Annotated in this window: 17 protein-coding genes and 3 rRNA genes; 6 read left to right on the top strand and 14 right to left on the bottom strand. The window is 56.3% G+C overall.

The window, feature by feature from the left end; all coding sequences use genetic code 11:
* The first annotated feature begins 144 nt into the window (after window positions 1-144).
* On the top strand, window positions 145-300 hold the full coding sequence (locus ASU33_RS21435) for a hypothetical protein (RefSeq protein WP_160328147.1): 156 nt from the start codon (window positions 145-147) through the stop codon (window positions 298-300).
* Between the two features lie 80 nt (window positions 301-380).
* On the opposite strand, the gene ASU33_RS06850 is transcribed toward ASU33_RS21435, so the two are convergent.
* Window positions 381-911, bottom strand: coding sequence for a D-glycero-alpha-D-manno-heptose-1,7-bisphosphate 7-phosphatase (locus tag ASU33_RS06850; RefSeq protein WP_059069563.1), 531 nt, complete (start codon window positions 909-911; stop codon window positions 381-383).
* A 161-nt stretch (window positions 912-1072) separates the two neighbouring features.
* On the opposite strand from ASU33_RS06850, the gene hemG reads away from it, so the two are divergent.
* From hemG to ASU33_RS06835, 3 genes are all read left to right on the top strand, one after another.
* Window positions 1073-2410, top strand: coding sequence for a protoporphyrinogen oxidase (hemG, locus tag ASU33_RS06845; RefSeq protein ID WP_059069561.1), 1338 nt, complete (start codon window positions 1073-1075; stop codon window positions 2408-2410).
* A gap of 22 nt (window positions 2411-2432) precedes the next feature.
* Entirely contained in the window at window positions 2433-3242 is an 810-nt protein-coding gene (locus tag ASU33_RS06840) for a polyprenol monophosphomannose synthase (RefSeq protein WP_059069559.1), read from the top strand.
* A 62-nt stretch (window positions 3243-3304) separates the two neighbouring features.
* Window positions 3305-4267 carry a TerC family protein gene (locus tag ASU33_RS06835; RefSeq protein ID WP_059069557.1) on the top strand — a complete coding sequence of 321 codons (963 nt, stop codon included), beginning with the start codon at window positions 3305-3307 and terminating at the stop codon, window positions 4265-4267.
* Between the two features lie 79 nt (window positions 4268-4346).
* On the opposite strand, the gene ASU33_RS06830 is transcribed toward ASU33_RS06835, so the two are convergent.
* Complete coding sequence (locus tag ASU33_RS06830) at window positions 4347-6524, bottom strand: biosynthetic peptidoglycan transglycosylase (RefSeq protein ID WP_059069555.1); 2178 nt, start codon at window positions 6522-6524, stop codon at window positions 4347-4349.
* 251 nt (window positions 6525-6775) lie between these two features.
* Here ASU33_RS06830 and purB point away from each other — a divergent pair, with 251 nt between their 5' ends.
* On the top strand, window positions 6776-8128 hold the full coding sequence (gene purB / locus ASU33_RS06825) for an adenylosuccinate lyase (RefSeq protein ID WP_059069553.1): 1353 nt from the start codon (window positions 6776-6778) through the stop codon (window positions 8126-8128).
* A gap of 13 nt (window positions 8129-8141) precedes the next feature.
* Window positions 8142-9254, top strand: a complete 1113-nt coding sequence (locus ASU33_RS06820; protein ID WP_059069551.1) for a glycosyltransferase family 9 protein — start codon at window positions 8142-8144, stop codon at window positions 9252-9254.
* A gap of 91 nt (window positions 9255-9345) precedes the next feature.
* On the opposite strand, the gene ASU33_RS06815 is transcribed toward ASU33_RS06820, so the two are convergent.
* From ASU33_RS06815 to ASU33_RS06760, 12 genes are all read right to left on the bottom strand, one after another.
* The gene (locus ASU33_RS06815) at window positions 9346-10488 is read right to left on the bottom strand and encodes a glycosyltransferase (protein ID WP_059069549.1); all 1143 of its coding nucleotides are present in this window, start codon (window positions 10486-10488) and stop codon (window positions 9346-9348) included.
* Window positions 10489-10492: 4 nt separating this feature from the next.
* Window positions 10493-11470, bottom strand: a complete 978-nt coding sequence (locus tag ASU33_RS06810) for a glycosyltransferase family 2 protein (RefSeq protein ID WP_286130427.1) — start codon at window positions 11468-11470, stop codon at window positions 10493-10495.
* A gap of 7 nt (window positions 11471-11477) precedes the next feature.
* On the bottom strand, window positions 11478-12005 hold the full coding sequence (locus ASU33_RS06805; RefSeq protein ID WP_059069545.1) for a DUF4199 domain-containing protein: 528 nt from the start codon (window positions 12003-12005) through the stop codon (window positions 11478-11480).
* Between the two features lie 27 nt (window positions 12006-12032).
* On the bottom strand, window positions 12033-12539 hold the full coding sequence (locus ASU33_RS06800) for a DUF4199 domain-containing protein (protein WP_160328146.1): 507 nt from the start codon (window positions 12537-12539) through the stop codon (window positions 12033-12035).
* Between the two features lie 70 nt (window positions 12540-12609).
* Entirely contained in the window at window positions 12610-14664 is a 2055-nt protein-coding gene (locus ASU33_RS20970) for a BatA domain-containing protein (protein ID WP_078062936.1), read from the bottom strand.
* A 489-nt stretch (window positions 14665-15153) separates the two neighbouring features.
* Window positions 15154-15265: ribosomal RNA gene (gene rrf, locus ASU33_RS06790) — 5S ribosomal RNA — on the bottom strand.
* Between the two features lie 91 nt (window positions 15266-15356).
* Window positions 15357-18267 (bottom strand): 23S ribosomal RNA (locus tag ASU33_RS06785).
* Window positions 18268-18476: 209 nt separating this feature from the next.
* Window positions 18477-19989 (bottom strand): 16S ribosomal RNA (locus tag ASU33_RS06780).
* The 16S, 23S and 5S rRNA genes sit together here, the layout of an rRNA operon.
* A 624-nt stretch (window positions 19990-20613) precedes the next feature.
* Window positions 20614-21897 (bottom strand): serine hydrolase, encoded by a 1284-nt coding sequence (locus tag ASU33_RS06775; protein ID WP_160328145.1) that lies wholly within the window; start codon window positions 21895-21897, stop codon window positions 20614-20616.
* 60 nt (window positions 21898-21957) lie between these two features.
* Window positions 21958-23031 (bottom strand): hypothetical protein, encoded by a 1074-nt coding sequence (locus ASU33_RS06770; RefSeq protein WP_149867084.1) that lies wholly within the window; start codon window positions 23029-23031, stop codon window positions 21958-21960.
* Between the two features lie 300 nt (window positions 23032-23331).
* Complete coding sequence (locus tag ASU33_RS06765; RefSeq protein WP_286130426.1) at window positions 23332-24690, bottom strand: APC family permease; 1359 nt, start codon at window positions 24688-24690, stop codon at window positions 23332-23334.
* Window positions 24691-24810: 120 nt separating this feature from the next.
* Window positions 24811-25320 (bottom strand): DUF2480 family protein, encoded by a 510-nt coding sequence (locus ASU33_RS06760; protein WP_059069534.1) that lies wholly within the window; start codon window positions 25318-25320, stop codon window positions 24811-24813.
* Window positions 25321-25354: the final 34 nt, after the last annotated feature.

Below are 25354 nucleotides of genomic sequence, written 5' to 3'. Positions count from 1 at the left end.
CGCGTAAGCTCAACTGTTCAATTTCATATAGATATTCTGCCAGGTAGAAATTTTTCTAGTTCTGCACAAACTAAACGCGAGCTAAATGCCGTTAGTACCGAACATTTAACCCCGCGTAACCCTAACGCATAATTGTACATTTGCATGAAGAAGATTGCAATTCTGGGCGTTTTGGCCTTGGCCGCTGGCCTGGGTTCGTGCAGCACCAAGTGCCCCGCCTACACCAAGCAAAAGCCGGCCACCCAGCAGGCTTCGGCTGTAACGGCTAGCGCCGCCGAAGCCCCGGCCGAACGCCAGTAAGCAACGTTCTACTACTCAAAAGCCCCACCAAGCAAGCACGATTGGCTCGCTTGGTGGGGCTTTTGTTGTTGAGCGGTACCCTAGGTGGTGGAGGTACCCAAAATCAAATCGGCAGCGGCGGCTAAGTTGGCTACCAGCGGTGCATCGGGCACTAAGGCCTCCTCGCCTACCAAAATGCCGCGCACGCCCACTTTGGCGGCGGCTTGCAAGTCGCGGGGCCGGTCGCCTACCATCCAGCACTGTGCTGCCTCGAGGCGGAAGCGCGCCATGGCTTTTTCGAGCATCAGCGAATCAGGCTTGCGCATCAGCGACTCCGACACCGACGGATGGCCGGGCGCGTAGTAAAACGCATCGATTACGCCTCCGCAGGCCTCTTGCAGCTTCTGGTGGCAAGCCGCTACTTCGGCGGGCGTGTACAGCCCTTTGGCAATACCGGCTTGGTTGGTAACCACTATCAGCAAGTAGCCGGCGGCGTGCAGGCGCTGCAGGGCGGCGGGCACATCGGGCAGCACCACAAAATCTTCGAGGCGCCACACATAGTGGCCGATTTCGGCATTGAGTACGCCGTCGCGGTCGAGAAAAACAGCTTTGGCGGGGGAAGATGAATTCATGCCCGGCAAAAGTACGCGCAGCGAGGCTGTTCGGCGCACAGGCTACTGCCCGCACCTAGGCGAACTGGTAATCCGGTGCTTACTACCTAATTGAAATAAATCAGCAAAATGAGTATTCTCGGCAGCTTACTTTTGCAGCTTTGGTCGGTTTATACTTTCGCATGAACGTAGCAATTATAGGCAGCGGCATTACGGGCTTGGCCACCGCGTGGTACTTGCAGCAGCAAGGCGCCACGGCGCACGTGTACGAGAGCGGCAACGCGGCCGGCGGCAACATGCGCACGCGCCACTTGCCCGAGGGCTACGTGCTGGAGCTTGGCCCCAACTCGCTGCAGCTAAGCCCCGAGCTCGAAGGTCTGATTACCGACCTAGGACTTACCGACCAAATACAGGAACCCAGCGCTGTGAGCGGGCACCGCTACGTAGTGCGTGGCGGCGCGCTGCGCGAGCTACCGGGCAAGCCCCAGCAGCTGCTGTTTGGTAGCTTTTTCAGCCTCAAAGGCAAATGGCAGGCCCTTTCGGAACTGCGCCGCGCCAAAGCCGCCCCCGATGCCCACGAAACAATCGGCCATTTTTTCCGGCGCCGCTTCGGGCAAGAAGTTCTTGATTACGCCGTCAACCCATTTGTATCGGGCATTTACGCCGGCGACCCCAACCAGCTGCTGCTGCACAAAACGTTTCCGCAGCTAGCCGCCCTGGAGCAAGAGCATGGCTCGGTGCTGCGCGGTTTTGCCCGCACCATGAAGGGCGTGGCGCGCCGCCGCATCATTTCCTTCCGGGGCGGTTTGCAGGTGCTTACCGATGCCCTGGCCAGCCGCTTGCCGCACCTACGCCTGCGTACCCGCGTGCAGGCCTTGTTGCCTCAGGATGGCGGCAAATACCGCTTGCAGCTGGCGGGCCAATCGGAGCCCACCGAATTATACGATGCCGTAATTCTGGCATTGCCGGCCTACGCGGCTGCCGATCTGCTGAAACAACTTCACCCCCAGGAAGCCGCCGCCCTAGGTGCCGTGCACTACCCCCCGCTCACGGCCGTGCATACGGCCTACGACCGCAACGCCGTGCAGCACCATTTAAACGGTTTTGGCGCCCTTAGCCCCCGCGTAGAACAACCCGTGGCGGCGGGCACCTTGTGGAGCAGTTCGCTGTTTCCGGATAGGTGCCCGATCGGGCAAGTGCTGTTCACCTCGTTTGTGGGCGGCGCGCAGTACGAAACCAACGCCCGATTGCCCGACGCGCAGCTGCTGGCTTCGTTGCGGGCCGAGCAGCAGCGCCTCTACGGCCTTCAGCCCGATGCGCCGGCACGGTTGCAGCACATTTATCGGTGGGAACGAAGCATCCCCCAGTTCGATGAGCGCATCATTCCGGCACACGCCGCGGCCGATGCCCTGGAGCAACAAGGCATTTGGGCAGTAGCTAACTGGCGCGCCGGTGTAGGCATCCCCGATTGCCTGCGCCGAGCCCAGCAAGTCGCCCAAAAATTAACCTCGGCAGCATAGCCTAATTGTTACCTTTGGATTAATGAACGATTCGCTCGTCATCATACCGACCTACAACGAACGGGAAAACGCCGAGCTGATCATCCGCAAGGTTTTTTCGCTGCCGAAGGCGTTTGATGTGCTCATCATCGACGACGGCTCGCCCGATGGCACCGCCGCCGTGGTGCGCGGGCTGATGGGCGAGTTTGCGGGGCGCTTGCACCTGGAGGAGCGTACCGGCAAGCTGGGCCTGGGCACGGCCTATCTGCACGGCTTTAAGTGGGCGTTGCAGCGCGGCTACCAGTACATCTTCGAGATGGATGCCGACTTCTCACACAACCCCGACGACCTAGTGCGCCTCTACGAGGCCTGCGCCGTGGACGGGCACGATATGTCGATTGGCTCGCGCTACATCACCGGCGTAAACGTGGTGAACTGGCCCATGGACCGCGTGCTGATGTCGTGGTTTGCCTCGGCCTACGTGCGCTTTGTTACGGGCATGCCCATTATGGATGCCACGGCTGGCTTTAAGTGCTACACGGCCCCCGTTTTACGCACCATCGATTTGAGCCGCATCCACTTCGTGGGCTACGCCTTCCAGATCGAAATGAAGTGGTTGGCTTACAAGCACGGCTTCCGCATTAAGGAAGTGCCTATTATCTTCACCGACCGCACCCGCGGCGCTTCTAAAATGTCGAAGGGCATTTTCAAGGAAGCTTTGTTGGGCGTGGTGCAGATGAAAGTAGAAAGCTGGTTTCGCCATTTCGGTGGCCCCAACTCTGTTGCTCCTGCCTCGCTGCCCCAACCTGCTACGGCTACCCACGCCGTAACCTCCGTGCCCAAAACGCGGTAAGGCTCCACTACCCCTAGGTAGCCGCCGGACAACCGGCTGCCGCCCCTTGATGCGCCCTCTGCATGACTACATCTCCCTGGTTCTGGGTTGCTTTTAATTTGTTCGTGCTAGCCATGCTGCTGCTCGACTTGCTGGTGTTTAACCGCAAGGCTCACGTGGTGCGCATGCGCGAAGCTTTGAGCTGGAGCGCCTTCTGGATTGCGCTTTCACTGGCTTTCAACTATTTCGTATACCGCGAATTCGGGCGCGAAGCAGGCATGAACTTTCTCACAGGGTACTTGCTTGAGAAAGCCCTGAGCGTTGATAACCTCTTCGTGTTCCTGCTCATCTTCACCTACTTCAAGGTACCGGGCGAGTATCAGCACAAAATCTTGTTTTGGGGTGTGCTTGGGGCCTTGGTGCTGCGCGCCCTGTTCATCATAATCGGGGCGGCGCTCATCAGCAAATTCAGCTGGACGCTCTACGTACTTGGCGCGTTTCTGGTGTACACGGGCTTCAAAATGGCCACTACCAACGACGACCCCGACATCGACCCCGAAAACAACCCCGTGGTGCGCTTCCTGAGCCGGCATTTGCCCATTACCAACCGGTACGAGGGCAGCAAGTTCTTTGTACGGAAGGAGAAGCTGCTGTTCGCTACGCCGCTGTTTGTGGTGCTGGTGATGGTAGAAACCACCGACGTAGTGTTTGCGGCCGACTCTATCCCGGCAATCTTGGCCGTTACGCAGGACAAGTTCATCGTGTACACCTCCAACGTGTTTGCCCTTTTGGGGCTGCGGGCGCTGTATTTCGCGCTGGCTGGTCTTATGCAGCTGTTCCACTACCTGCACTACGGCCTGTCGCTCATTCTTATCTTCATTGGGGGCAAGTTGCTGCTGCACGACTTTTTCCATATTCCTACTGAATGGGCACTGGGGGTTGTAGCGGCTGTACTTACCCTCTCGGTAGTGATATCGTTGGTGCTGCCTAAAAAGGAAGACGAAGAGGTAACAGAACCCGCCGCTTCAGACGAACCCAAGCAATAAGGCGCGGCCACTACAACAGCAAAAAGCCCGGCGGAGCAGCTGCTCCGCCGGGCTTTTTGCTGGGCACCTGGTCCGTTGCTTAGGGCTGATTTCCGCCGTTGGGCACGCCCTCGGTTGCAGGAGCGTTGGTGTTGGCGCCTTCGTCGGGCAAGCCGCCGGTATTCAGCAGGTCGATAAGGTTGATGGGATCAAACTGGCTGCTGTCGGCCGCCACCGCACGGGTGGTATCGGGGCGGGCCGAGAAGTTCATGAAGCGGCGTGCTGGGCCGGCCAGGTTTACCGAGCGGCTCAGTCCATCAGCCTCGGCCTCGGGTATATAGCCACGCCGGGCCATGATGTCGGCAATCAGGCGGAAGAAGTAGCGCGAACTGGCCTTCAAATCGCCGTATTGGTTGAACGACTCGCGGGCGTACTTCGGCTTGGGAATGATGCTGGCCAGATACAGGCTCTCCTGCAGGGTCAGCTGCGAAGGCTCTTTGTCGTAGTAAAAATTAGCCGCTTCCTTCACGCCGTACACGCCCCGCTCGCCGCTGGGCCAGCGGTAGCGGCTTGGGCCCCACTCGATGATGTTGAGGTACACTTCCATCATGCGCTCTTTGCTAACGAGGCGGGTGTTCTCAATCAGCCACACCATCAGGGCTTCTTCGGCTTTGCGCGCTACCGTCTTTTTACGCGTCAGGAACACGTTTTTCACCAGCTGCATCGAGAGCGTGCTGCCGCCGCGGGCAAAGCGCTTCTCCTTGATGTTCTGGATAGCCGATTTCACGAAGGCTTTCTCCATAAAGCCTTTGTGCGTGAAGAAGCGCGGGTCTTCGGCTGTGATAATGGCGTACTTCAGGTAGCTCGATACCTGGTTAAACGGCACAAAGTCGGGGTTCGATGGACCTACGGCAAAGGTCTTAAGCGAGTCGCCGCGGTCGTTGTAGGCGGTGTAAGCAAACTCGGTATTCAGTTTGCGCAGATCAACCCGGCCAAAGCGCGTGATTTTAAAGTCGCGGCTGGCGCGCAGGCCCGAGTCAAACTTCAGGCTATCTACCTGCTGCATATCGAGGGCGGCGCTTAAGTGGTACTGCAGCGTGCCGGTACCCTGCATGCCCTCCACGGCCCCAAATATGCCCTGGGGCAGCGAGGCAAAGAAGTCGGTGGCCGGCACTTCGTCCGACTCCACGTTCAGCGAAACCAGCAGGCCCCGCAGGCGCGGGCTGTAGTGGCGGGTTTCGGCCGCCACGCGACGGCCCAGCTCGGCTGGGGTACGCATGCGCACGCTGATTTGCGGGAAAGCCACAATCTTGTTCAGCGTCAGCTTGGTGCCCTTTTCCAGCGCGAGGTAATTCTGACCTAGGGTGGCCACAAAGTCGATGCCGCCGCGGCGCACCACCACGTCTTCGTCCGAAATTTTGGGCTGGTTCAGGCGGAAGTTGCTGGCCAAGGCGGCGCCGCGCACCGTCAGTCGGTCGTCGTCGAAATCCTTGCCGGCAAGTTTTAAATGAAGCGTATCGAACTGCACGTTGGCGCCAAAGCGACGTTGCACATAGGGCAGCACCACCGGCTGGCGGCCTTGGCTGAACACTTGCACATCCATGTTCTCGTCGCCCTGCTCCACGTGGCCGCGCAGGCCAATGCGGTTGGTAACCGAGTCGAGCACTACAGTGAGCTTACCGGCTAGGTCGCCGTCCTCGATAGTCAGCTCGGGCATGGCGATGGTGGCCCGGTGGCGGGGGCTTTCGTAGGCGACCAAAAAATTGCGGAAATCGGCCTCGCCCGGAATGTTCTCAAGCGCCGTTTCGAGCACTTGGTTCAGCAGTATGCCGTAATTAGTGCCCTTGGTGGTATCGCGCGGCACGGTGGTTTTGCCCGTGCGCTTAATCAGAAAGCCGTAGTTGTCGCCGGTGGCAGTTTTACGGGCCAGCAGCTGTGCCTGCTCAATTTGCAGGTTGCTGAACACCGGGCGCCGGGCAAATAGCGAGCGTAGGCTGATGCTGGCGTTGATGCGGCGGGCCGTGAGCAGGGTATCCTGCAGGCCTACCTTCGGCACCAAGCTCACGTTGGTGATCTGCACGGTGTTCAGATCGGTAAAGCGCGCCGGACCTAAGGTCAGGGTCACAGGATATTTGCGCTCTACCTTCGCTTTGGTTTGGCGCATGGCGTACTGCAGCAACTCCTCGCGTTTCAGCAGAAACACCACCAAGCCCACGAGCAATAAGGCTCCTACGGTACCTAGCGACCAGTACAGTACTTTCTTCGTTTTCGGATTCACTCGCACGGAAGTGTAGATAATCAGCGGCCTGCCTCGCCAGTTTCGTGCCGAACCCAAGCCGCTTCAGGTACAAAAGTACCACAAACTGACCCTACGCGTAGCTCGGCTATACGTTGTCCCGGCCGCAAGGCATTCCTACCTTCGCGAGCAAATCGGCGGTCGGGCTTTCGCTCGGAACGCAGCCGGCGGCTGCACCACCTGTCTCGTTGCCATAAAAACCAGGGCTTAAGGCCTGCTAGTTCCTTTCTCGCATGACGCACGACGCACTGACGCCCCTCACGGCCCTCTCGCCTCTCGATGGGCGCTACCGCCGCCAAACAGCTCCGCTGACCAATTTTTTTTCGGAGTTAGCCCTGATTCGCTACCGCGTGCTGGTGGAGGTAGAGTACTTTATTGCTTTGTGCGAGTTGCCCTTGCCCCAGCTGCAAGGCGTTGATGCGGCCGTGTTTGAGCGCCTGCGCCTGCTCTACCAGGATTTTACCGAAGCCGACGCCGAGGCCATCAAGGCGCACGAGCGCATCACCAACCACGATGTAAAAGCCGTGGAGTACTGGCTCCGCGACCAGTTCGAGATTTTGGAGCTAGGGGCGTACGTGGAGTTCATCCACTTTGGCCTGACCTCGCAGGACGTGAACAACACTGCCGTGCCGCTGAGCCTGCGCGAGGCCCTGCACCGCGAAATTGTGCCCGGCTACGAGCAGCTTACCGACCAATTGCGGGCCTGCGCCGCGCAGTGGGCCACCGTGCCCATGCTGGCCCGCACCCACGGCCAGCCCGCCTCGCCCACGCGCCTGGGCAAGGAGCTTGAGGTATTTGTAGCGCGTTTGGAGGCCCAATTGGTTTTGCTGAAGCAAGTGCCCTTCGGGGCAAAGTTTGGCGGTGCTACGGGCAATTTCAACGCCCACCACGTGGCCTACCCGCAGGTTGATTGGCACGCCTTCGGCAACCAGTTTGTGAACGAGCAGTTGGGCCTGCACCGCTCCTACCCCACCACCCAAATTGAGCACTACGACCACCTAGCCGCCACCTGCGACGGGCTCAAGCGCCTTAACACCATCCTCATCGACATGGCCCGCGACGTGTGGCAGTACATTTCGCTGGGCTACTTCCGGCAAACCATTAAGGCCGGCGAAGTGGGCTCTTCGGCCATGCCGCACAAGGTAAACCCCATCGACTTCGAAAATGCCGAGGGCAACCTAGGCCTAGCCAACGCGGTGCTGGAACACCTAGGGGCCAAGCTGCCCATTTCGCGCCTGCAACGCGACCTTACCGACTCCACGGTGCTGCGCAACCTAGGCGTTCCGCTGGGCCACATCCTCATTGCCATTTCGGCGCTGCAACGCGGCCTGAGTAAACTGGCCCTCGATGAAGAAGCCCTGCGCCGCGACCTAGAGGCCAACTGGCCGGTAGTGGCCGAAGCCATCCAAACCATCCTGCGCCGCGAGCAATACCCCGACCCGTACAACGCCCTCAAAGCTCTCACGCGCACGCACGGCCCCGTTACGCAGGCTACCATCAGCGAATTTGTGAGTACGCTCGATGTGCGCGACGAAGTAAAGGCCGAACTGCGCGCCATCACGCCCTGGAACTACGTGGGCATTTAACCTTACCGCTGAGTTGAGCACCAACATTCCCAATCATACTGTTGTGCACCCGGATTGCCGCCATTTCCGTGGCGACATTCCGTGCCGCCCCAATAAGGAGCACGGCTACCAGTGCGAAGGCTGCCCCGTGTATGCGCCGGTGCAGCAGCGCATTCTTATCATCAAGCTCGGGGCTATCGGCGACGTAATCCGGACCACGCCGTTGCTGCGCCGCTTACGGCAGGAGTACCCGGCGGCTTACATCACTTGGCTCACACACACGCCCGCCATCTTGCCACAGGATGCCGTCGATGAGATTCTGAAGTTCGATTTCGCGGCCGTATTGCAGCTGCAAGCCCGAGAGTTCGACGTGGTATTCAACCTCGATAAGGACAAAGAAGCCGGCGCGCTGCTGAACACCATCAAGGCCACCCAGAAGTTTGGCTACGCCCTACGCCCTTACGATGGCGTAGCTTGGCCGGCCAACGACCTAGCCCAGCACAAATTCCTGACCGGGGTGTTTGACCAGCTCAGCTTGCAGAACACCAAGCCCTACGTACAAGAGATTTTTGAGCTGTGCGGCTACGAATTCCGGGGCGAAGAATACGTGTTCGACAACCACGCCGACAAAGGCTACCAATGGCCGCAGTTGCCCGCTGCTGGCCGCCGCGTGGGCCTGAACACCGGCTGCGGCGACCGTTGGACCACCCGCCTGTGGTCTGATGACAAGTGGATTAGCTTGATTGGCCAGCTGCAGCAAGCCGGCTACGCGCCCGTGCTCCTAGGTGGCGCGGCCGAGGAAGAACGCAACCAGCGCCTGCAAGCAGCTACGGGCGCGCCTTACCTAGGGCACTTCCCGCTGCCACAGTTCATCAACCTGCTCGATCACATGGACCTCATCGTAACGCAGGTAACCATGGCCATGCATATCAGCATTGCCCTGCGCAAGCCTACCGTGCTGATGAACAACATCTTCAACCCATACGAGTTTGACCTCTACGGCCGCGGCCAGATTGTGCAGCCCAACCGCGAGTGCGTGTGCTTTTACCGAGGCTCCTGCAAGCTGGGCACCAGCTGCATGGAGGATTTGCCAGCTGAAAAAGTGCTAGCTGCCGTGCAGGCCACTCTACCCATCGCTGTTGCTTAAGCACCCTTCGTAAAAGCACCTCCCCGCTTCGCTACTACCGTTTGGCTAGCGCGAGGCGGGGAGGTGTTGTTGTTAAAGCGGCTCGGGGTACCTAGGAGCGCGGCTCCGCAGCCACCTTTTTCAAAGCCTTTACCATTTCGGCCCACGAAAACTGTTGTTTGTAGCGGCGTGTGCCGGCTTCAAACTTCGCTTGCAGCTCGGGGTGCGTGAAGTAATCAACCAGCGCATCGGCAATGGCTTGGGCGTTTGGCGGCACCACGTAGCCCACCTCGCCATTTGGAATCAATTCAGCCAATCCGCCAACATCCGTCACCAGCATGGGCCGCTCAAAGTGGTAGGCAATCTGCGAAACGCCGCTTTGCGTGGCGTGCTTGTAAGGCTGCACCACCATGTCGGCCGCGCAGAAGTAATCGGCTACGCGTTCGTTCGGGATGAAATCGGTGGCGCGCACTAAGCGGCTCTCTAAGTTGTGCTCTCGGATGATGGCCTCGTAGGGCGCAGCATCTTCGTAGAACTCGCCGGCCACAACCAGCTTCAGCGGTAGCTTGGCTAAGCGCTCATCGGCAAAGGCTTTCAGCAGCACATCAAGCCCTTTGTACGCCCTGATAAACCCAAAGAACAATAAGTAACGGTACTCGGGCTCTAGGTTCAGCCGGTGCTGTGCCTCGCATTGGGGCACAATCGGGCCGAAGTTGTCGTAGAGCGGGTGCGCTTGGTAGCGGGCGGGTTGCTTCAGGTTGAGGTGCCGCAAATCGGCGAGTACCGAGCGACTCATGGTTACGAAGCCGTGGCACACCTGCAGGAAGTACTGCGTGAAAGGCCGGTCGCCGGGCCGCTTCTCGTGCGGAATTACGTTATCGGTAATCGTAACGATGCGCGTGTGGCCGTTGCCGCGCACAATGCGGGCAATGGTACCTAGGGCCGGACCCATAAACGGCAGCCAAAACCGGAACACAATTAAATCGGGCCGCTCGCGCCGCAGCCGCTGTCCTACTTGCCACCAACTTAGCGGGTTCACGGAGTTGATGCTGACTTCAATAGCGAGGTCAGCGGGGCCTGGCTCAGTGCTGAACTGCGTTTGCCCCGGAAATAGAAAGTTGGGGTACTGCAGGCTTAACGTAACGATGCGCACCTCGTCGCCGGCCTCGCGAAAAGCCCGCGCCAACCGCTCGTTGTAGGTAGCCAAGCCACCGCGCAACGGATACGCCGGCCCAATAATCACCACACGTGCCATGCGCCTAAGTAGTGGGCAAATTCAGCGTTTCGCGTACTAGGTATTGGTTTTTGCGCCGGCCATTCAGCGAGGTAAGCTCAGCCAAAAAGCCTGTCAGAAACAACTGCACACCCACAATTACGGCCACCAGGGCCAGGAAGAACAAAGGCTGATCGGTTACGTCGCGGGCCCGCAAGTTGTGCGCGGCTAGCCACACCTTCTCCCCTACCAGCCACAGCGTAATTACGGCACCTAGGAAAAACGACAACACCCCCATCGAGCCAAAGAAATGCATCGGCCGGCGGCGAAAGCGGCTTACGAACGTGATGCTCATCAGATCCAGAAAGCCGTACACGAAACGCTCCAGGCCAAACTTGGTGGTGCCGTATTTGCGCTCTTGGTGCTGCACGGCCTTCTCGCCAATGCGCCGGAAACCGGCCCACTTGGCAATTACCGGAATGTAGCGGTGCATCTCGCCGTACACCTCAATGCTCTTCACCACGCGGCTGTCGTAGGCCTTGAGGCCGCAGTTGAAGTCGTGCAGCTGTATGCCCGATATCCAACGCGTTACACCGTTAAACAGCTTCGTCGGAATGGTTTTGCTTAGCGGGTCGTAGCGCTTCTTCTTCCAACCGCTGATCAGGTCGTAACGTTCTTCGGTAATCAGCCGGTACAGTTCGGGCAGCTCCTCCGGCGAATCCTGCAAATCGGCGTCCATGGTGCACACCACGCGGCCTTCCGAGGCCTTGAAGCCGGTATCAAGAGCCGCCGATTTACCATAGTTGCGGTTGAAGCGAATGCCGCGGATGTGTACATCCGCGGCAGCCAACTCCTCAATCACTTCCCACGAGTTGTCCGTCGAGCCATCGTCGATCAGGATAATTTCGTACGAAAGGCCGTGCGCCTGCAGCACGCGCCCAATCCAACTCGTCAACTCAGGCAACGACTCTTCCTCGTTGAGCAGCGGAATTACAATCGACAGCTCAACGGGAAATGATTTCAAATTCTTCTTACTCAAACTCGGGGCGCGTACGCTTGGTAATAGCTGAGATAATCAGCGATAAAATTAAGCCAACAATGATTGAGCCCACGATAGCTATTACAATGCCTACCGGGCCTTCGGTCATTTTGCTGCTCATGGACATGGCCTGATCAATCTGTTCGTCTGACATGCCCCGCTCCTCTAGCTTCGCACGCGCTGCCTCCATGCCACGAGCCATAGCATCTGGGTCGATGAATGTAATGTAGATGTAACGGAATACCGACGCCAAGATGCCCGAAACCGCCGAAGCTATTATACCAATTGCCAAGCCTTGCCCGTACGACATAAAGCCGCCATTTGCTTGCTTAAATGCTTTGTGTGCCAGCACGATGAAAACAATGGTGATTACAGCTCCCAGCAATCCAACAGCGGTGTTCTGATCTAACCCGGCCATCATAATCACAGCAGTGAAGATGATGGACACAATGCCCAGCATGATGCCGTAGCGTACGCCAACGGCAGAAGGCGAAACATTGGGAGTAATAGTGTTTTCCATGATGGTTAGGGTTTTGGATGAGAGAAGTTATCTCCGAAAGAAAATGGCTCCGGGCAAAAAGAAAAACAAACCAGCCAGAAGCTTCTTATTAAAATCATCCTGAGCTAAATCTGCTGGAGTACTGGCTATACCGCTAAGGCTACGCTCGTACTGCTCTTTTCCGCCCTTCTCCTTCAGAAAATTGGCCCGCTCTGCCTGGATCATCTTTTTCATCTGCGCGCGGTTCTGCTCAATCAACTTAGGGTTGCCTACTCTGGCCAGGGTATAAACACCCAGCCCCGACAAGCTTGCTGTTATCAGCAGCGTGACTACACCCGTCATCAGGGCTACCAGAAAGCCAAATTGATCGGTGGCCAGCTTACGGGCACTCCACTGGGCTACCAGCACGGCAATGGGCGGTACAAATACCGTCATGAGGCGCTTTGGCCCATAAGGGTTCTGATCGGTGAGGTAAAGCATCAGCACCCAAGCCACACACAAAGCGCCGGCAATAGCTCCTACACGTACGGCGGTCCGCAACGCAGCCTGATTCATCATTTTCTACTACTCTGTGCCCAATCGTTGAGCTTTCCGGCAAGTTAGAGCACTTTGCCTAAAAGAGCGCCTAGGTAGCTACTGGCATGGCTGCATTCTTACTTCGGGCAAAGCGCAATACCAACACTTCGCCTAGCAAACACAGCAACGCTGCCGCCAAGCAGTAGCGCCACAACGGAGTGCCGGCGCGCTGCTGAGTAAACTGGGCAGCAACGCTTTGCCCACCAGCCGACTCGTACACGTGCACGTTAGGGTAGGTTGTTTCAAGCTGACGTAGCTCCTCCGTTGAGTAATAACTCAGTTCCGACTCTTTCTTATCCGCATTGAAAGCCAGACTGCCAACGGCTTGGTCGTCCAAGGTGAGGCTGTAATAACCGGGCTGCCGCAAATCGGGTGGCAATTGCAAGTACAGGCGCCCGTCGCGCGTTTGCTGGGCCGGAATAAATGAGCTACTGTCGTTTGCAAGTTTATATACTTGCTCCTTACCCTGCGCGGAGGCCACTGGTTGGCGCAGTACAACCGTCCGATCTGACAACCGATACGCAGGAAGTTGATCTTGATTGATGCTCGACGTCGCCAACCGGTACATCACCGGTACAAACAAAGGATGCTCAGTAAAGGAAGTGTATGCCGGCACTAGTGGCGCGGCAACTACATATATCATCCCGGTACCGCTACGGAAGCCTGATATAAAAGGACTACCATCCCGAAATTTCAGAACATCCAGCGAAGATCGACTCCAAGAAAGCAGCGGCGTTGCGCGAGGCATATCGAGCTGACGAGTTTGCTCCGCAAATACGTCTCGGAAAAACGGGTTCTGCTTATCGGGCGGAGCTAGCTCTTGCGATGCACCTACTTGACTTCCCGTACGTATCTGCACTGTCGTCAACCCTAGGTCTGCCAAGGCCTCATTAAAAGAAGCGCCTCCACCCGAAGCAACTGGTAGCAACAGAATGGCACCACCTGACTCGGCAAAACGCTTAAGGGCTGCACGTTGCTCACTTCGCAACCCAGTGGCAGCATTCACTACCACTAAATCAGCATTGCTGAGCAGCTCTGGCTGAAACTCCCCAACCCGTACCTCCCGATAGCTAAACACCGCTTCATTTGGATACAAGCGCCTAAGCGGACTCTGACTTGAACCAATTTCCAAAACCCGAATGCGGTTGGTAGGTCTCAGCACAAAATAGAATGCGTTGTCAAACCGAACCGGTTGATCCTCTACTTCAACTCGGCACTTAACTGCCGTAGTACCATTCAGCCGTACTCGCACCGTATTAGTGACGCTTTGTCCAGCCGGTAAACTCAATTGAAAAGTACCGACCTGACGATCAGCAATCATTACCCGTACCCCGATGCTGTTGGCGTCTTGGTTGCCTCCATTCCGAAACCTGAGTTGCAACGATAAATCTGCTCCAGACCTGATAAACTCATCTGCTAAATACAAGCTATCAACATAGATATTCCCTGCAGGAGCCGAGCGAATAGGAAATAGATATACCTGCTGATTACTAAAGCGTTTGATGATGGCTGGGTCGAAACCCGAACGCTGGAAATCGGAAATCAGAAATACAGATGTAGGCTTAGCTGCTCGATTACGGTTAGCTAACCACGCAGTTTGGGCAACAATGTTTTGCCCAGAACCCGATACGAATGAGTTGGTCAGAGCCTCTTTGACTCTCTGAGGTGTAATGCTGGATTGTCGTACATCGCCAGAAATAAGATCATAACTGGCCGAGCGAGGAAGGGCATCGATAAGCTGTAATGCATCTGAGACGCCTTTCTCCAATAGTTGTAAACCATCTGCACTCTCAGCAGACATGCTCAATGTATTATCAAGCACAAGCGCCGCACCAGTATTACTAGCTGTGGCGTCAGCATCAGCGGCTGGAAGAAAAGGCTGGCAGAATAAAAGAACGAGAAAAACAACAAACCCCAGTCTGAGCAACAGAACTAGCAAGTGTTGTAGTCTTCGCTGCTTTGCAGTTACCAGTTTTACTTCCTTAATGAAGTCAACATTTGTGAACTGCACTCGTTGCGGGCGACGAAGTTCAAATAAATGAAGCAGTAAAGGTATAACTAGAGCGAGAAGCCCTAATAGAAACCAAGGGTGAGTAAGAGTCATAGAGTACTATGAGTGCAGTACCCAAAGAACGTAATTCATAATAAAAAGACGCTTTAATAAATGACAATACGAGTTGTTCATTCTGAATCGTATTGTCATTTATTGGAATAAGGCAAAGCGGCTAACTATATACAAGCGATATACGAGGATGAGATAGAAGGCACCATTGGTCTGCAGTGACTCGGTCAAGCATGGGTGCAACGCCACATAAATAGCTACTCAAGTAATGATAGTCCTGTAATAGTGTAACTATTATGCCACTCACAACGCAGCGGCTCCTTAATTAATAACTACATACCATATTCTCCCTGTGCCAGCTTCTGCCGATTGGAATACCAACACGGGGTGATGGGGAATAACTCAAGCGTAATTTAGCGGCCCGCTTGGTGCCCCGGGGCGGGTGGCGGTGGGGCGGTACAAACAGCCGAGGCCCCGCCGCGGCGGTTCCTGGAGGGCAGGAACCCGCGGGGGGCCTCGGGCAAGGGACAAGGTTGGCGGCGACCGACTCTCCCGCCGGCGAAGGCAGTACCATGGGCGCTCCGGGGCTTAACGGCTCTGTTCGGAATGGGAAGAGGTGAACACCCGGGCTAAAGCCACCATTGTCGTAGCGGACATCCCGGCTGGTGAAGCGGCGGGCGCCGTGGGCTTGTGACGCACGGCCAGCAAACGCAGCGGAAAAATTACGAGGCGGTATTCGGAAGCGTTCGGTTCATTAGTACCGCTCGGCTGGCCGTCTCCGGCTTAAGACCTGCGGCCTATCGACGTGGTGATCTACCACGGACCTTCTTGAACGGAATGCTCATCTTCAGGTGAGTTTCGCACTTAGATGCTTTCAGCGCTTATCTCGACCCAGCGTAGCTACCCAGCGCTGCACCTGGCGGCACAACTGGTACACCAGCGGCTGGTCCAACCCGGTCCTCTCGTACTAAGGTCAGGTCCTGTCAACATTCCAACGCCCGCCACAGATAGGGACCGAACTGTCTCACGACGTTCTGAACCCAGCTCGCGTGCCACTTTAATCGGCGAACAGCCGAACCCTTGGGACCTTCTCCAGCCCCAGGACGTGACGAGCCGACATCGAGGTGCCAAACCTCCCCGTCGATATGAGCTCTTGGGGGAGATCAGCCTGTTATCCCCGGCGTACCTTTTATCCTTTGAGCGATGGCCCTTCCATGCGGAACCACCGGATCACTATATCCGTCTTTCGACCCTGCTCGGCCTGTACGCCTCACAGTCAAGCCCGCTTCTGCTATTGCGCTCTGCATCCGGTTACCAAGCGGATTGAGCGGACCTTTGAAAGCCTCCGATACACTTTTGGAGGCGACCACCCCAGTCAAACTACCCACCAGACACTGTTTCCCGTCGTCCGAGATTAGGCCCCAAGCAACGCAAGGGTGGTATTTCAACGTCGGCTCCCCGAGACCTAGCGGCCCCGGTTCAACGCCTCCCACCTATGCTACACATGCGGTGCCCAGGGTCAATGTCAAGCTGTAGTAAAGGTGCACGGGGTCTTTCCGTCCCGTGGCGGGTACTCGGCATCTTCACCGAGACTACAATTTCACCGAGCTCACGGCTGAGACAGCGCCCAGATCGTTACACCATTCGTGCAGGTCGGAACTTACCCGACAAGGAATTTCGCTACCTTAGGACCGTTATAGTTACGGCCGCCGTTTACCGGGGCTTCGATTCAGACCTTCGCCTTGCGGCTAAGTCCCCCTCTTAACCTTCCGGCACCGGGCAGGTGTCAGGCCTTATACTTCCTCTTGCGAGTTCGCAAAGCCATGTGTTTTTGTTAAACAGTCGCCTGGGCCTTTTCACTGCGGCTTCTGGCATTGCTGCCAGGAAGCGTCCCTTCTCCCGAAGTTACAGGACCATTTTGCCGAGTTCCTTGGCCGTGATTCACTCGAGCGCCTCAGGATGCTCTCCTTGACTACCTGTGTCGGTTTGCGGTACGGGTCGTCTTGCGGTAAACGCTTAGCGGGTTTTCTTGGGAGTCTGATTAGGGCAACTATGGCCGCGCCCCGAGGGGCTTGGCCTACTATCGCGGTTCAGCAACCGGGGCGTACTTCACTACCCCGGCTATACCTACGCGCTTCAACGGGCACTTCCGTCCGCCCGCGTGCCTTTCACTTCTCCGTCACCGCATCACTCCACAAAACAAGTGCTGGAATATCAACCAGCTGGCCATCGGTCATCGCCTGTCGGCTTAGCCTTAGGTCCCGACTAACCCTGCTCCGATTAGCGTTGAGCAGGAAACCTTAGTCTATCGGCGTGGGGGTTTCGCACCCCCATTATCGTTACTCATGCCTACATTTGCTTTTCCAGCCGCTCCACCGCGCCTCCCGGTCGCGGCTTCGCCGCTGCTGGAATGCTCCCCTACCGCTGCAGCAAGCTGCAACCCATCGCTTCGGTACCGGACTTGATGCCCGCGTATTATCGATGCCCTGTCGCTCGACCAGTGAGCTGTTACGCACTCTTTAAATGAATGGCTGCTTCCAAGCCAACATCCTGGCTGTCAAGGCAACTGGACCTCCTTTGTTCAACTTAGCCCGGATTTAGGGACCTTAGCGGATGGTCTGGGTTCTTTCCCTCTCGGCCTGGGACCTTAGCACCCCAGGCCTCACTGCCGTGTATATCACCGTGGCATTCGGAGTTCGTCTGGATTCGGTAGGCTGTGACACCCCCTAGTCCAATCGGTAGCTCTACCTCCAGGTGACTCGACCACGACGCTGTACCTCAATACATTTCGGGGAGTACGAGCTATTTCTCAGTTTGATTGGCCTTTCACCCCTACCCACAGGTCATCCAAATCCTTTTCAACGGAAACTGGTTCGGGCCTCCAGTTGGTGTTACCCAACCTTCACCCTGCCCATGGGTAGATCACAAAGTTTCGCGTCTGCCCCCCCTGACTCTGCGCCCTGTTCAGACTCGCTTTCGCTGCGGCTCCGCGCTTCCAAGCGCTTAACCTTGCCAGGGAGGAGCAACTCGTAGGCTCATTATGCAAAAGGCACGCCGTCACCCCACAACCGGGGCTCCGACCGCTTGTAAGCGCACGGTTTCAGGTTCTTTTCACTCCCCTATCCGGGGTTCTTTTCACCTTTCCCTCACGGTACTGGTTCACTATCGGTCTCTCGGGAGTATGTAGCCTTGCCGGATGGTGCCGGCGGATTCGGACGGGGCGTCTCCAACCCCGCCCTACTCAGGAGTCCACTAGGGCCTCTTACAATGTCGTCTACCGGACTCTCACCGTCTCTGGTACAGTTTCCCACCTGTTTCGACTACCGTAAAAAGGTCCCACGCCGTGGTCCTACAACCCCGGGCTGGCCGTAACCAACCCGGTTTGGGCTCGTCCCCGTTCGCTCGCCACTACTGGGGGAATCATTGTTATTTTCTGTTCCTGCGGGTACTTAGATGTTTCAGTTCCCCGCGTTCGCCTTCGTCCTTGCGGATCGAATACTTGGTCTTCAACCAAGTGGGTTGCCCCATTCGGAAATCCTGGGATCAGCGGGTATGTGCCCCTCCCCCAAGCTTATCGCAGCTTATCACGTCCTTCGTCGCCTCCGAGAGCCTAGGCATCCCCCGTGCGCCCTTCGTTACTTCCGTCAGTAACGGTCGTTCCCGAGTAAGCAGGGAACTGTCGTTTGCTCGTGTGATGCTCAACCACGCAAGGTGGTTGGGCTATTTCTCTACTATGTTTGCTAGCCGTTACGTCAAAGAACGTGTACCGGGCCTGTCGCCCGGTGCAGGTGAAAGATGAAAAGACAAAGAGGAGCGCAAGCCAGGCACAGCCCGACGAATCGGTCGAGCTCCAGAAAGGAGGTGATCCAGCCGCACCTTCCGGTACGGCTACCTTGTTACGACTTAGCCCCAGTTACCTGTTCTACCCTAACTGGCTTCTGCGACGAGCACCAGCTTCAGGTCTACCAGACTTCCATGGCTTGACGGGCGGTGTGTACAAGGCCCGGGAACGTATTCACCGCGTCGTTGCTGATACGCGATTACTAGTGATTCCAGCTTCACGCAGTCGAGTTGCAGACTGCGATCCGAACTGAGAACGGCTTTTCGAGATTGGCTCCGCATCGCTGCGTGGCAACCCGCTGTACCGCCCATTGTAGCACGTGTGTAGCCCTAGGCGTAAGGGCCATGATGACCTGACGTCGTCCCCGCCTTCCTCGCTGCTTGCGCAGGCAGTCTGTCTAGAGTCCCCGCCTTGACGCGCTGGCAACTAAACATAGGGGTTGCGCTCGTTGCGGGACTTAACCCAACACCTCACGGCACGAGCTGACGACGGCCATGCAGCACCTTGCTTTGTGTCCCGAAGGAAAGGTCCGTCTCCGAACCGGTCACGCGCATTCTAGCCTAGGTAAGGTTCCTCGCGTATCATCGAATTAAACCACATGCTCCACCACTTGTGCGGGCCCCCGTCAATTCCTTTGAGTTTCACCGTTGCCGGCGTACTCCCCAGGTGGGATACTTAACGCTTTCGCTAAGCCGCGGGCCGTCATATCGCCCACAGCGAGTATCCATCGTTTACGGCGTGGACTACCAGGGTATCTAATCCTGTTTGCTCCCCACGCTTTCGTGCCTCAGCGTCAGTACCAGCCTAGTCAGCTGCCTACGCAATCGGGGTTCTGGACGGTATCTATGCATTTCACCGCTACACCGTCCATTCCGCCAACCTCGTCTGGACTCAAGCCCCGTAGTATCCATGGCAGTTCTCTTGTTGAGCAAGAGGCTTTCACCACGGACTTGCGGGGCCGCCTACGCACCCTTTAAACCCAATAAATCCGGACAACGCTCGCACCCTCCGTATTACCGCGGCTGCTGGCACGGAGTTAGCCGGTGCTTATTCAACCGGTACCGTCGGTTTCCCCCGCAGGGGCTTTTTCTTCCCGGTCAAAAGCCGTTTACAACCCAGAAGGCCTTCATCCGGCACGCGGCATGGCTGGGTCAGGATTGCTCCCATTGCCCAATATTCCCTACTGCTGCCTCCCGTAGGAGTCTGGCCCGTATCTCAGTGCCAGTGTGGGGGATCGGCCTCTCAGCTCCCCTAGCCATCGTCGCCTTGGTGGGCCCTTACCCCGCCAACTAGCTAATGGCACGCAGGCTCATCTACACCCGAAATTCTTTAACCGCCAGCCGATGCCGGCCCGCGGTGTCATGCGGTATTAATCCACCTTTCGGCGGGCTATCCCCCAGGTGTAGGCAGATTGCCTACGCGTTACGCACCCGTGCGCCACTGACGCATTGCTGCGCCCGTTCGACTTGCATGTATTAGGCCTGCCGCTAGCGTTCATCCTGAGCCAGGATCAAACTCTCCATTGTAAAAGTTTGTGTGCTGCTGTTCGCAGCGATTGTCCTAGCAATCTTTTGTCGCCGCCGCCCCGAAGGAACGGCGCATCCGACCAAATTAGTTTGTTCGATTCGCTTGCTTCGCCGCTTGCCGGGCGCCTCGCGGCGCCGCCCAGCGGCTACTACCTTGTCGTTTTCTCCACTCTCTCAAAGAACGTGCGAACACCGCTTGTGTTCGTGGCGCCGCGCCCAGCGCGGCCTCGTTTTCGTTTCGGGTTGCAAAGGTAAGCCGCGCTTTCCGGAATTTGCAAGCCCGTTGGCAACTTTTTTTTCGCCGCCCCGTTGACGGCTGGCCGGGCCCCAAGCCCGCCTTGCCCCGCCTCCGGTCGAAGCGGGCTGCAAAGGTAGCACCGCCGCTTCGCTTTATGCAAGAGGAGAGTCGAAATTTATTTTTCAGCTCCCCTCTTTAACACAGAGGCTGATAACAACAAAAAGAACCCTTTCGAGCTAATTTACCTACCGCGTTTCGGATTGGGAGTGCAAAAATGGGGGTTATGCTCGTCTTATACAAGTACCACCACCTTGTTTTTTGCAACTAAGTGGCACTCCAGTACCTAACCGTCTGCAATACTGTTTACTATAATCTGAAAAAACTTGCTAGCGTTTGCCAGCCTCACCTCTTCTGTTCGAGAAAGCGTGTGAGTGCGCCTTCTCATACTCGTATACAGCTTGGCCAAGATTCTTAAGAAATGGTAAACCTATAGATGTATACTCGTAGCGGCCGTCGTTGATTACCTCGTCCTTGTTGACATACAATACTGCACTTAGCATAAACTCAATCCCACTCTGCTCGTCGGCAAAGTAGGCGCAATCGGCTAGGTAGCCGTACGACATACCTACTATATTATAGATACGAAGGCTTGGCTTAGGTTGGGCCTGTTGTTGGCGTCCATAGTACAGGTACTTCTTATAGGCCGGAAAGTACTTGGGCGAAGCATAGGTGATGAACCCTGACTCGGAAGGTGTGCTGCTTAGATAGGTACGCAGAAACTCATAGTCGGCACTTGTAAGGTTTATGCCCAAGGCCTCATCAGCTGATCTAGGGAACAATACTTGCCGAAGCAGGTCGTTTACAACTTTCAATGGCAAGTAGTTGCCAGTAGTGAAGTCGTAAGGCTGAGCCACAAGCTTACCGGCTTGATAGTACCCTCTTCCTTTTGTCACTCTGCCTAAAGCCGGACGCAGCGGACTGGAATTGCAAGCTGCAGGCTGGTGATAAAGCAGGTTGCCGGCGGTGCTATAGAAAGTAATCGGATTGGTACAGCGGTTGGCAGCGGTGTCGCAAGATGCAAACCGGCGAGTGATCCGCACCGAGGGGTAACCAATAGCAGCAAGCCGCTGGTGCAGGTATTGCTGACCTAGGAATTTGTATAGCCTATTGTATGCTTGGTTGTCGCTCACCAGCAACATCCGCTTAATGTAGTTACCTAAAGTAGCCACCTTGTTAGTATCGGCCGAAGTAGCGAAGGGTACAGCTGTTTGGCAACGGCTTGCCACACCGGTTGCCATGATACTGTTACGCGACAAGGCTGGCACTTGCTGCTGGATGGCATGTAGCTTCTCGAGCGAGAGCATGGCTACCGGCAGCTTGACTAAACTGGCTGGGTTGAAGTATGCTTTGTCGTTGAGCCGGTAACTGAACTGCCGAAAGCGAGGCTCACCAGCAGCGTTGCGCTCAATGCGCGTGTAGATTACTTGCAGTTCGTATTGCTCCGCTTTATGTACGACCGCTGCCAAAGCCGGAGTATTCTGCAGCAGGCTATCTAAGGGATTAGGCCTTCTAAGAGACGCTTGCGTTGCTTGCTCAAAATTCAAAAGATCTGCATTAGCAAGGCCATAAATAATACCTGTTAGCGCGAAGCTGACTAACAAACTATTCATCTGCATAGCTCCAGCCTAATACCTCTTTATACTAGCCTCATTATTTTGTGCTGTAGTGTGCTAGATGTTTAGCGGTTGCCGGCGCTGGGCAAGCAGCAAGTTCGAATCGTTGACGCGCCAGTTGTAGCCGGTGCCAAAAGGCAGTAGGCGCGGCTTATGCACCGAGTCCTGATAAGCCGCGGTAAGCGTCGGCTGGTAGTACATGGCAAACATCGGGATGGGCTTGCGGTACGTGCCGTAATGTACAAAGCGCCAATCGGCGGGCTGAAAGTATTTCATGGCAATGCCAGAATCATCTTGCAGCACGTATTGGCTACGCTCCAGAATAAGATTACGCACTTTGCTGAAATAAGCTTTGTGCATTAGGTAAGTAGCCGACTTCACGTAAGTAGTTAACGGCCCTAGGTTGCGCACGTAGCGCAGCATAGCGCTGTTAGTTTGGCCAAGCTTCCAATCGCTGAGGTCGGCCGAGAAATAATAAACCTTCTTTTCTTGCCCATTGGCAGAACGCAGGTTCACGAGCACACCGGGAACAAGTTTGCTTGCATCGGCAGTACTCACCGAATCGGCCGGCAACAGCTGGCCTTCGCGACTGAGGTGCAGGTGCTGCACATCCATCACAAGGTGATTGGTACGGACTGCAAAAAGCATAATCAGCGGCAGCGCCCCATCCAGTTCCAATGACTTCAGATCAACGGCCATGCTGTTGGTGCGGAAGAAGCTAAAGCTTAGTACCGACCAAAGCGAAGTTTTGATGGCGTTGTAGAGTTTAGGGCTTTTAAGTGAGGATTGGCTTGGCACTGAGCCGACGGGCTCCAATCCCACCAAGACATACGCTTGGCTGTTCGGGAACATAGTGGCCGCATTAAGAAAATCGGGGCCGCTGAATGGATAGAAAACTACCCCGCTTTGCCGTTGCACGCTGTCGAGCTCTTGCTTAGACCATGCTTCGATCTTGCTAGTGCGACTGGTATGATACTTTGCCCAACTGGCATCGGCATCGGCCGCGAAGCGTTGCCACTCGGGCTTGTCAGTAAAAGAGCGGAGGATGGAGGTCTGCTTTACTGGCAACCCTGCCAAGTATGCAGCCACATCGTGTACGTCGGCGGTATCGGCGGGCAGTGCGGCAGGCACTGGCTGCGCATTGGCAGGCGCTTCGGCCAGCTCCGGCGCAGAAACAGCTGTTGCCTTATTAATGCTAGCGGAGGGCTGGGCTCGTTCGGCTACGGCAGAGTTACGCTGTTCGGAGCAAGCAGAAAGGAAAACAACAACCGGCAATAGCCACCGGAACAAGGAAACACGCATTATCTATACGAACGCTGATTTGCCGGAAAGTTAATAAACCTCGTCGGGCAGATACAGTAACGGCTGATTCCTTAGGTGTTTTTGCGGCCTGTGTACAGCAATCATAGTGGCCACAGTGACCCTGCTGCCCTACTCTACAGCAGCTTTCTTGGCCGCACCTAGGGCATAGATGATGGCGTAGATAACCAAGCCGAGCATTACCGTAGCGAGACCCAACAGTGACTCAAGGGTTTGGTCGCGCAGCAGAAAGATCAACGTCCAAGCGTTGAGTGCCAGAAACAACAACGGCGTTAACGGATAGCCCCAGGTACGATATGGGCGCGGCAGCTCGGGTTGGCGCCACCGAAGCACGAACAAGCCGAGCACCGTCAGAAACGTGAACAAGTTCAGGACAAAGCCGGCGTACACCAACACGGCCTCGAACGTGCCCGACACGATAAACAGCAGCGTTAGAAATGCTTGAAACAATGTAGCCCGCACTGGTAGCCCGCGTCGGCTACGGTGCGCCAACCAGCGCAAAGCCGGCAAATCCTCGCCCATGGTTTGCACGATGCGCGGCCCGGCAAAAATCATGGAGCTAACGGTTGACACCAGCAACAACGCTATCAGCAAACCCATCAGCTGCCCTACTGCTACACCAAAAATCTGGTTAGCCGAGAGAAAACCTATCTCGACTTGGCCAGCCAGCACATTAATGGGCGTAGTACGCAAGAACACGTAGTTGAGCAGTACATACAACAAGGCTACAGCGCCGGTACCGATGAGCAGAATGCGTGGCAAACGGCGCTGGGGTTGCTCTACTTCGCCGGCCATATACACAGCGGCATTCCAGCCCGAATAGGCATACGACACATAAATAAGGGAAACAGCAAATGAAGGCTGCAGCAGTTGCTGCGCTGCCTCGGCAGTTGGCGCAAAAGAAAAGGACTGTGCTTCGGCTAGCAATCCGGCTCCTATAAAGAAAACCAACAGGCTAATCTTCAGCACCGTAACTACCACCTGAAAACGACTGCCCACTTGCCCGCTAATGAGGTGCACCACGGTAATGGCTGCCACCACAGCAACCGAAAGCAAATTGGCGTGCGCTCCGGGCCACACACTGGCGGTATACCTACCTAGGGCTATAGCCGCCAATGCAGTGGGGGCTGCAAAGCCAACGGTTGCCGAAATCCAGCCGGATAGAAAACCTATGCTCGGGTGATAGATATGCGACAGATAGTGGTACTCGCCGCCCGACCTAGGCAGCGCTGCGGCCAACTCGCCATAACACAACGCTCCGCATAAGGCTATTACGCCGCCTACTACCCACAGCATCAGCAAGGCAAAACCGCTGGTAGTGCCCAGCACCTGGTACCCCAGGCTCGTGAACACCCCCGTACCAACCATATTGGCTACCACTATGGCAATGCCGGTGTAGAAACCAATGCGGTAGACGGGTTTGCTTAGGGTAGGCTGACTCATGCGGCGAATTACTGAATAAACGGGCATAGAAAACGCCATGCCGAGCGGTGCGAAGCACAAGTGCAGCCATGCTACACTTAATAAGGTGCTTCAACTACGCTCAGCATGGCGCGCTGAGTTGCCCGAGGGCGCGATAAAGATGAGGCGCTAAGCTTTCGGGCGCTTATAAAGCGGCACCGTGCTGCATGGCTCGCCGTACATGATGCTGCTTGCTACCGGTAGCAGCTTTTGCATGATGGCCACGTAAGCATACGTAGGCACTGGGTCGTTGCCGCAACCTTTTACCACCACTTTAGCATCGCGGTACTCCTCGGGATTGACGCCGGAAATGGCTTCGTGAAAGAGCTCCTGCTCCAAAGCCTCTAGGTTGCCGAATACGTAACGATGTGCATGGCCTTGCAGCTTGCTTGCCAGCAACATATAGGCCCACGTGGGCACAATAGCATCGGCCGAGCAGACAATGGCCACGTTCTTGCCATCGTACTGGCTCCAATCGTGCGTTTTAAGGAAGTCACGGAAGTCCTTTTCGCGCAAAATCAGGCCATGAAATAGGTTATCCTTGATGTCGTACACGACCCGCTCGCCGGGATGCTTCAACTCTTCGAGGTTGAAGCTAACCAAGGCACTCTGCGCGACGCGGTTGATGATTTCGTCCATGAGGGGAAGTATTCAGTAGTTGGTACTGAGTAGT

This window comes from Solirubrum puertoriconensis, from assembly GCF_001483135.1.
GTDB classification, from domain to species: domain Bacteria; phylum Bacteroidota; class Bacteroidia; order Cytophagales; family Hymenobacteraceae; genus Solirubrum; species Solirubrum puertoriconensis.
The sequence above is the reverse complement of the archived record's forward strand: the minus strand, read 5'-3'. Positions and strand labels throughout refer to the sequence as shown.